1 protein-coding gene is annotated in these 2,978 nt (G+C 57.5%); it reads left to right on the top strand.

The genetic code is table 11. The annotated features are described in order from the left end of the window. The first annotated feature begins 307 nt into the window (after positions 1–307). Complete coding sequence (locus JCM12296_RS33745; protein ID WP_172684249.1) at positions 308–2,797, top strand: mechanosensitive ion channel family protein; 2,490 nt, start codon at positions 308–310, stop codon at positions 2,795–2,797. The last annotated feature ends 181 nt before the right edge of the window (positions 2,798–2,978 follow it).

The raw sequence follows: 2,978 nt of genomic DNA, 5'->3' as shown, positions 1-2,978 counted from the left end.
TCCTGGCCGCCACCCAGAGCATGCTCGACCGCCATCACCGCCTGGGCCAGCGGGTGGGCACCGGTTTTGTGGACAGCCCCGGCGCCTTGTTTCGGGAAGTCGCCCGGGGCGTGGATTGGCTCTTCTCCAACCGGGCGGTGGCCATGCAGCGGATTTGCGATGCCGCCGGGTAAAATCTCCAATGCAAGCACCCAAACGGCAAGAACCCATTTTTAAGGACGTTAATGGCACTATGAGTTGTTACATTCGGACCTCCCGCGCCTTTCCCGCATGGATCTCTCTATTCTGGCGATTCTGGATTCTGTTTTTGCTATTTTCCTTGCCATCCGCCAACGCCCAGACCTCGCCGGTTAACCCATCCGATCAACCCGGCTCCACGGAAGCGATCAAAACGGTTCTTCAAAAGGCATTGGCGAGCGAGCAATCGGCGCTGGAAGAAATGGACAATGATCTGGAAAGGTGGAAAGCGCTGCAGCAGCGGGTCTCTGAGGAAATCGAGGCCTACGGGATCCAAAATACCGCCCATGCCAACCTTCTGCTTGTCTCCCAAACCCGCGTGGAAGATCTCGAAACCGCGCTGAACAATAATCGGTTGATGCAAAAAAGCCTTCAAGGAAGGATCGAGGAATTCGAGAAAATCGGCACGATCGCCGCCGACCGGATGGCACGGCTTGCGGATCGGATCGCCATTGCGGAAAAACAAAAAAAGGAACTGCAACGGGAAGGGTTGCCGGACAGCGAAAAACTCGCCCTCCGGGAACAGGTCCACCTGTTTCTCGATTTGCTCATCAAAAAACAGAAACAGAGCCAACACTTTCTGAAAACCTACGAAGATCTGTTCAATCAATTGAAGCAGTTGATGAACGATCTGAAAGAGACGCGCAACCAATTGGAGGATCGGTTGAAATCCCAGGTCGCCGCGGACCTGTTCAAACGAGCCTTCGGGCCATTCACCCAATGGCAGGGGTGGCAGGCCGAGTGGACGGCCATTCGAATGCGCTCGAAAGCCCTTTTCAGTGCGGATTTCTGGCATCTGCAATGGCTCAACGTCCAACGGGGCGCCGGCATCACCCAGGTCGTATTCCTGGCACTGTTCATCACCGCAGTGATCCTGCGCAAACGGATCCGGGATTATCTCGCCGACGTGGACGCACGCATGGAAGGGCCTGCCTATCAGATGCGGCGCATCGCCGTGATCATGCTGCGGCGTTCCTTCATGCTGATTTGCGCAGCATTGCTCTTGTGGCTTTATGACGCCCTTAAACTGCCCCATGCCAACTACCGCTTGGGTCGATTGCTAAACCAACTGGTCATCACGTTGCTGTTTTGGCAGTGGAGCGTGAACTATCTGCGTTTGCGATGGGATACAACGTCGTCGGACCTGCACGCGTTCGCGCAGCAACGCCTGGTGAACCTGGTCCGACGTGTGGGCACGCTGATTGTCGTCTACCTGCTGATAGCCAGTTGGTTCGGTAGCGAAAGCCTGCCGGTGTGGATGGTTCGTTTGGCCGTGGAGGTTACCCTGCTGATTAGCATAGCGCTGTTCTGGCGTGATTGGGGCCAATTGGCCCGCCAGGTGGTTCGGCATGGCGAGGCTACCCCGGCGACCGCGCAGGTGGTGTCGATTCGGATCTGGAGCTATCTGGTGGCGGGCGGCGCGCTGTTGATGGAACTGACCGGTTACAACGTACTGGCCCCGCACTGGCTGGTATCCTGGGTAAAAACCCTGATGATTGCCATGTGGGCGAGCATCAGCTGGCTCTCCATCCAGGAGTGGCATGCCTCACAAAAAGCGGCCTACTCAGCAGAAAGTCGGGCAGGCGGCCCCGAGCGCGCCGGCCCGCTGGTCTGGTTCATGGTCCAGATGGCCCGGCTCATCTGGTTCTCGCTGATCATCGCGGGAGGCCTGCTGGTGTGGTCGAGTTCGGATGTAATGATCAATATCCTGGGGAAAATGGTCGACCTCAGTTTTGCGGTGGGTAGCCTGCGCTTAAGCGTCAAGGGCCTCTTGCTGGCGGTTATCATTCTTTTGCTGACGCATGTGCTCACCCGTATCGGAAGACGGCTGCTGAGCGAAAAAGTGCTCGACACCCGCGATTTCGAACGGGGGCTGAAAGACTCCATCATCACCATCACCACCTATGTGGTCTGGGGGTTGGGACTCATTCTGGCGCTGGGGGTGCTGGGGGTCGACGCCACCTCACTGGCGGTCGTTTTTGGTGCCCTGAGTATCGGCATCGGTTTCGGCCTGCAAAATATCTTCAACAACTTCATCAGCGGGCTGATCCTGCTCTTCGAACGGCCCATACAGGTGGGCGACTGCGTCGAAGTCAACGGCATCTGGGCCGAGGTCAAGAAGATCAACGTTCGATCGACCATCGTGCAGACCTTCGACAATGCCACGTTGATCATTCCCAACTCGGATTTCATCAGCCAACAGGTGACCAACTGGAGTTTCAAGGATCCGCGCATGCGGCGAAACGTGGATGTGGGCGTGGCCTACGGGTCAGATGTCGAATTGGTCCGCCAAACCCTGCTGGAGATTGCCGCCGCCACGCGGGATATCCTCAACTATCCCCGCCCCGATGTCCTGTTCATGGACCATGGCGATAGCGCCTCATTTTTCGCCTGCGCTTTTGGACCCACCTGGACAACTACTACAGCACCACCACCGATGTCCGCTTCGAACTGGACCGCCGTTTTCGCGAACGCAATATCGAAATTGCCTTCCCGCAGCGGGATATTCACATTCGTTCCAGTGTCGAGGAAAAATAACGGGGATTTACCTGGCCGTTGAAAAATGGACGCACGTTCGTTGAAAGGCGCACTCCCTTGAGGCTCAATCCTCCAGCATCGCCGCCTCGGCCCGTCCCTTCTCCTCGTCGACAAAATAGAGCAGCAGGGCGCCAACGGCGAAGAGGATCAACACCGACGCCATGCTCCAGCGCGCCGCCAGGGTGCCCACGGCGGCGGCCTGG

Source organism: Desulfosarcina cetonica JCM 12296 (assembly GCF_001311845.1).
In the GTDB taxonomy this organism is placed as follows: Bacteria; Desulfobacterota; Desulfobacteria; order Desulfobacterales; family Desulfosarcinaceae; genus Desulfosarcina; species Desulfosarcina cetonica.
Note: the sequence above shows the minus strand (reverse complement) of the source record. Positions and strands in the feature narration are given on the sequence as shown.